Origin of the sequence: Nodosilinea sp. LEGE 07298 (assembly GCF_015207265.1) — a bacterium.
Classification (GTDB): Bacteria; Cyanobacteriota; Cyanobacteriia; order Phormidesmidales; family Phormidesmidaceae; genus Nodosilinea.
On sequence record NZ_JADEXE010000373.1, the window covers coordinates 1 to 5,520 of the forward strand.

Sequence of the window (5,520 nt, forward strand, 5' to 3'; positions counted from 1 at the left end):
GCTGAAATATGCCCACCTTTCCGAATTGCTTGGCTCCCTAGCCCCCCTGCTCTCTAGCCCCCCTGCTCCCTAGCCTACGGAGAATAGGATCTAAACTTGCGCCGCAGAGTACTAGTCGAGGCTGACCATCATCAGCGACATATCGTCGCTAGCGACATCTCCCGCCTGGCGCTTAATCACGGCGTCGAGAATGTGGTCAACGCTTTTTTCGCGCTTGGCTACGGCCAACAGATCGACAAAGGCATCGAGTCCGAGGTATTGCTGGTTGTTTTGCAGCACCTCATAGAGACCGTCGCTAAACAGGTAGAGGCTGCTGTTGGGGGGCAGATGGCAGCGCTGCCACTGATATTTGGCCTCGGGCAGCATACCAACGGGCATGCCAGGGGTGCGCAAACGAGTGGTAGTGACCTGCTGATTGCCGTCGATCGATACCAGCACCGCTGGGGGATGGCCTGCACTGGCGTAGAGCAGCTGACGGTTGGCGCAGTTGAGAACGCCGTACCAGATCGTGAAATATTTTTGGTTTTGGTCGCTCATTTGAAAGGTTTCATTGAGCGCTCGCAGCACCTTTTCGGGTCGATAAAAACTGACGTCGGGCAGCGACTGCGCTCTCAGCACGTTGAGCACCGAAGTTGACAGCAGCGCCGACCCCAGCCCGTGCCCCGATACATCGAGTAGGTAGATGACCAGGTAGTCGGGGTCGAGCCAGTAGTAGTCGTAGCAGTCGCCACCGAGCTGTTGAGAGGGCAAAAACCGAGACTGAATCGGCACCCGACCGGTTTGGTCGTCGGGCAGCAGCGATCGCACGTAACCTTCAGCCTCGGCCATTTCGGCCTCCATGCGCTGCTTTTGCTGGCGCAGGTCCTGGGTCAGCTGGTAAATGCGCAACCCCGCCCGCACTCGCGCATTCAGTTCGTTGATATCGACGGGCTTAGAGAGCAGATCGTCGGCCCCCATCTCTAGCCCCTTAACCCGGTCGGCGGTGCTGTAGCGGGCCGTCAGCAATAGCAGCGAGGTAATTGAGAGAACTGGGTGGTGCTTAAGCGCCTGACAAATAGCCAACCCACCAATATCGCCCGGAATATTCCAGTCGCAGATAATCACCCCAGGCAGCAGTTTTTCGGCCAGGGCTAGTCCCTCGGCCCCGCTGCGGGCAGTGGTCACGCTGTAGCCCTGCTGCTTGAGGGCACTGACCAAAAACTGCTCCGTAGCGGCATCGTGCTCAATGATGAGGATATCGATCATGCTGCGCTTGGATCAAAGGGTGAATCGTAAAACCGTACGTTATGCAGGGGCAGATGGCGGGGCAATGAACACAGGATTTTTATAACCCTGCTACCGCTAATCAGCGGCATACACAGGTTTAGCGTAACCCTAAACCATGTCATCAAGGGGCTTCATGAAGATCCTACGCAACGTGCTGGAAGCCTCCCTACTCGATGAAGCCAGGGAACTTTGAACCCAGAGTGCCCATCAGCAGCCCAAACCAGGCAGGCAACTTTTTATGAAAGGTACAGTGAGCTACTGTGATCTCCGTGGGACTCTGTTAAGCATAGTCAAGCCGAACCGCTAGGTCGACCTGCTTTATGGACACTTTGGTTATGGACGATCCTGTAATGGATACGGTGGCTTGCTCATTGCCCACTAGCTGCGTGGTGCCCGTTTATAAATCGCCTAAAGACTATCAGGCCTACCGCATTAGCCCTGGTGACAGTAACCGTTTGGCCCTGGTGTTTGACCCTACCATTGCCGATATGTCGCTCACCTACTGCGTCGAAATTTTTGATGTAGGTGGCAAAACTCCCCCCAACCGCCACCAGGTCGCGGTCGAAATGTTCTTTGTGCTCAAGGGCGAAGGTCGCGCTACCTGCGACGGCAAAACCGTGGCCATCTGCGCCGGAGACAGCATTTTGGTACCCCCGAACGGCGTTCATGTAGTCGAGAATACTGGCTCATCCCGGCTCTATACCCTCTGCATCATGGTGCCCAACGAAGACTTCGCGGAGCTGATTCGCAGCGGCACCCCAGTCGAGCTCGACGACGAAGACCTCGCCGTACTGGGACGGCACGATGCCCCTCACCCCATATCCGTAGCCCCGTAGCCCCGTAGCCCCATAGGATAGGCACTGCCCATCAGCCCCCCATTACACGTCATCAACCCTTGCCTATATTGCCCCCTGGTCCCTACACCGTTGCACCCAAGCAGACGCTAAGGCTGGACTTAGCTTCCCCATCAGATAAAAGGGGAGGCGAGCGGGAGCCAGCCGAGGCAGAGAGTACTATCGCTGTTCACCTCGACGCCGATGTGTACTATCCAGTGGGGGAGGGGCCGTTTCCGGTGCTGCTGATGCGGCAGCCCTACGGACGCGCGATCGCCTCTACGGTGGTCTACGCCCACCCCACCTGGTATGCCAGCCACGGCTATATCGTCGTGATTCAAGACGTGCGCGGGCGAGGCACATCTAGCGGCGAATTCGACCTGTTTCGCCACGAGGCCAACGACGGCTACGCCACGGTGCAGTGGGCCGCCGCCCTGCCCCAGAGCAGCGGGGCGGTAGGCATGTACGGCTTCTCGTACCAGGGCATGACTCAGCTGTATGCAGCGGCGCAGAAACCGCCTGCGCTCAGGGCGATCGCCCCCGCTATGGTAGGCTACGACCTCTATACCGACTGGGCCTACGAAAACAGTGCCCTGCCCCTGCAAATTGGCCTGGGTTGGGCAATCCAGATCGCCGCCGAAACCGCTCGGCTAGAGCAAGATGAGGTAGCCTACCAGGCGCTGCACCAGGCTGGCCACGCCCTACCGCTAGGGGATGCCATCCCGGCTTGGCCCCAGGTGCTCAAGACCTACGCCCCGGACTCGTTTTTTCACCAGTGGCTCGACCATCCCCAGCCCGATCGCTACTGGCAAGAGCTACAGCCCGATTTAACCAATGTAAACCTGCCCATGCTGCACATTGGCGGCTGGTACGACCCCTACCTGCGCGGCGACCTGCGCCTGTACCAGCAGATGGTGGCGCAGAATAATGCTCCCCAAGCGCTGTGGATTGGCCCGTGGGGTCACCTACCTTGGGGCCGCCGAGTGGGCGCTATTGACTTTGGCCCCGAGGCCGATAGCCCGATCGATCGCCTGCAAATCCGCTGGTTTGACCGTTTTCTGAAAGGGCAGCCTGCGGCAGCTTCCCCAACTCAGCCAATTCAGCTCTTTGTCATGGGGGTAAACCAGTGGCAGGGGCGCGATCGCTGGCCCACTGACCCAGGCCAACCCTTCTACCTCACCAGCACTGGCCTGGCAGGATTGCGTGGGGACGACGGCAGTCTCACCCCTGATCTATCTCAGGTAGAACACTTGGCCCAGCCTCAAGACGTTATTGTGCACGACCCTTGGCGACCGGTGCCCTCTCTAGGGGGCCACTGCGGCCTACCTTCTGGCCCCTTTGATCGGGCGGCCATCGACAGCCGCACCGACGTCCTTACCTATACAACCGACTCCTTGCCGGAGGATTTGACGCTGATTGGCACCCCCACCGCCCTTCTCTACTGCCAGGCCGATGCCCCTAGCTTCGACCTCAGCGTCGTGCTGTCTGAAGTACATACCGATGGCAGAGTGATGAATCTCACCCAGGGCCACTGCCGAGTCGATCACCCCAATCCGTCTGATCTCAAGCCCCAGGCCGTCACGCTGCCCCTGCAACCCACCGCCAGCACCCTGGCTGCTGGCCATCGGCTGCGGCTGAGCGTGGCAGCGGCCTGCTTTCCGGCCTATGCAGTCAACAGCGGCACTGGGGCTGGTTACGGCGATTGCCCCCAGATTGACCATCGCGTGATTACCCTTACGGTCGCCCACGGGGCTCACTACCCCTCCTGTATCCAACTGCCGAGGGATGAGAGGGCGACGGGCGATCGCTAAGCTGTAAATAACAGTGCTCAGGGCAGGGCTATTAAATTGACGCTAGAACTGGGGCAGCGAGGCGGCTTGCAACTGCTCTTCGCTAAACCACCTGAAAACGTCCTCACCAAAGGACCGTTGCGATAAAAACGTAAAGAATAAAAAAAGTCGGCCCCCTAGGGAAGCCGACTCAAGTGATACTAAAATATCTTCGTTGTTCTCTCAATCTGGAAGAAACCACTACAAACCCGGCACTTTTAGCAGTGCTAGCCGTTAGATAATTTTTCCGGTAGAGGGCTCTCATCTCCTCCGTTTTCTATTGTAACAACAAGTACAGATTTTCATTAACACAATCTCTACTAATTGTGTGGAGGTTTCATAACTTAAGCTAATGAGCAAATGTACTCAGTAATTTCTCGGATACCCCAACAGAACGCCTGGTCTGCCCTGAAATTCTGACGAAACTTGTTCAGGCTAGGTCTTTAGGCCACAAGGCATTGTTGCCAGCATTCAGCATCGCTGCCAATCTCACCGGCTACAGCGCCTTGCCTAGACCAACTCCAAGGGCTTAGCCACCTGCATTTGTTCGACCCGGCGGGGCTGCCCCCAGATCACGGTTTCGTGTTTGTAAATCACCATGCCGGGGCGAGCGCCCTTGGGCTTGTAGACATGCTTGGGCTGGGTATAGATTACGGGTACCTGGTCGGCCTGGCGGGCGCGGCTAAAGTAGGCAGACAGGTCAGCAACAAATTGCAAATCGCGATCGCTAGCGACCTGCCCCGCCTCCAGCCGCAGCAGCACGTGGCTGCCCGGTATTTCCTGGGTGTGAAACCAGAGGTCATAGTCGGTAGCTACGGTAGAAATGAGCAGGTCGTTTTGGCGATTGTTGCGGCCCACCAGCACGGGCAGACCGTCGGGAGTTTGGAGGTGGCGAAAGCCTTCATCGTTCGCCTTGCGATCGCTGGGGCGATAGTCGGGTGAGGCCATATAGCCCTGCTGAATCAGCTCGTTGCGAATGTCGATCAGCGCCTCTAAATCGGCTAGCTCATCGTAGGTAGGAATTTGGCTCAGGGCCGCTTCCACCTGTTCTAAATAAGCCAGTTCGGCCTGTACCTCCGCGAGCAGGGGGGCCACGGCATCTTTAGCCCGCTTTAGCTTTTGGTGCTGTTTGTAAAGGCGCTGGGCCTGCTGAATTGCGGTTTTGTCGGGGTCAATGGCCAAACTGACCGGTTCACCGGTCTCAAAATCATCCACGGTGAGCTGAGTCAGGCCGGGCTGCCATTGGTAGCTATAGGTCATCAACAAGTCGGCCTGCTGGCGGTACTGGTCGGCCTGGGCCGACTGGTCGAGGCGTTGCTCAAAGGTATTGGCCTTTTGCCGCAGTTTGTCGAGCACGCCCTTGAGCTTTTGCTGAATCTGGTTGCGAATGCGATCGAACTGCTGCAGGTTTAGCTCGCGGCGATAGTACTGATTCAGCAGGGTATGCACGTCGGCGACGGGGGCTACCCTATCCCAATCGAGCACCGTATAGCCGCCGTCGGCCCAGCCGGGGAAAAACTCACGCTTGTCTAAACACGTTAGCCAGCGCTGCCAAACCTCAAACAGGCGATCCCAGTCAGCCTGGGTGAGGG

At 57.8% G+C, this 5,520-nt stretch carries 4 protein-coding genes; 2 read left to right on the plus strand and 2 right to left on the minus strand.

Annotated features, from left to right (window positions below):
- Positions 1-111: 111 nt before the first annotated feature.
- Complete coding sequence (locus tag IQ273_RS29580; protein ID WP_194026688.1) at positions 112-1,245, minus strand: SpoIIE family protein phosphatase; 1,134 nt, start codon at positions 1,243-1,245, stop codon at positions 112-114.
- A 356-nt stretch (positions 1,246-1,601) separates the two neighbouring features.
- Here IQ273_RS29580 and IQ273_RS29585 point away from each other — a divergent pair, with 356 nt between their 5' ends.
- Positions 1,602-2,102: a cupin domain-containing protein gene (locus IQ273_RS29585; RefSeq protein ID WP_313898296.1), complete on the plus strand. Its 501-nt coding sequence runs from the start codon at positions 1,602-1,604 to the stop codon at positions 2,100-2,102.
- Between the two features lie 179 nt (positions 2,103-2,281).
- Positions 2,282-3,910, plus strand: coding sequence for a CocE/NonD family hydrolase (locus tag IQ273_RS29590; RefSeq protein ID WP_397198977.1), 1,629 nt, complete (start codon positions 2,282-2,284; stop codon positions 3,908-3,910).
- A 528-nt stretch (positions 3,911-4,438) separates the two neighbouring features.
- On the opposite strand, the gene IQ273_RS29595 is transcribed toward IQ273_RS29590, so the two are convergent.
- The coding region (locus tag IQ273_RS29595; protein WP_194026689.1) for an NFACT family protein at positions 4,439-5,520 on the minus strand (1,082 nt) is incomplete at its 5' end.